The sequence below is a fragment of the Microcoleus sp. C2D2 genome (genome assembly GCF_036702495.1).
Lineage (GTDB): Bacteria > Cyanobacteriota > Cyanobacteriia > Cyanobacteriales > Microcoleaceae > Microcoleus.
In genome coordinates, this window is sequence record NZ_JAUBTO010000333.1 from 1,991 (window position 1) to 2,722 (window position 732).

General features: G+C 50.0%; 1 protein-coding gene. It reads right to left on the reverse strand.

All coding sequences use genetic code 11. From position 1 onward, the window contains the following. Positions 1 to 67: 67 nt before the first annotated feature. Positions 68 to 732: tyrosine-type recombinase/integrase (locus QUB61_RS38815; protein WP_333190440.1), on the reverse strand; the 665-nt coding region annotated here is incomplete at its 5' end.

The window sequence follows — 732 nt, forward strand, 5'->3', positions numbered from 1 at the left end:
ATGGAAATGGCATATAATCGCTTGTTTAGCTATCTACTCTGTTAGGCAACCATTTATGGAAGCGGTATTAATCTTCCCAGAACCCCTCAAACCGCTGCGGGGCTAGCTGGGTGTACCTGACTGTGTGGTGAATATTCGCGTGTCCCAAATAATCTTGAATTGCCCTGGTGTCGATTCCTTTAGCCGCCAAATAGTATCCGCAGCCGTGCCGCAGCATATGAGGATGTACCGGGAATTGCAGCTCTGCCACTTCTCCAGCTTTGCGGATTAACTTTCTTGCGGCATCGGCAGTCATGGGGCCGCCACGCTCTGAATTAAAAAGATACGGCGATTCAGAATTTTCTCGCAGCAGCTTCCGGAGCGATCGCAATTCGTCTCCGGCGATCGGATGAGTTGCCGGTCGCGAGCCTTTGATTCGACGGACGTGCAGATGCCCAGTTTTAAAATCCACCTGCTGCCAACGCAAATTTACGAGCTCGGAAATTCTTAGACCGTGGCGATACCCCAGCAAAATCAGTGTTGAGTCGCGGTGTCCCCATCTGCCCGACTTGGCGGCCTTCATCATGGCTTTGACTTCTGGCTCCAGTAAATATTCCCGATCGCGAAGTTCAGAATATTTCTTGTTTTTATTTGACTCTCTAGGTTTTGGGAATTGAGCTTTTTTCTGGGGCAACGGTGCAGCAGGCATTTGGGCATCCAAATCAGTGCTTACATTCTCGCATCTGCGACAGA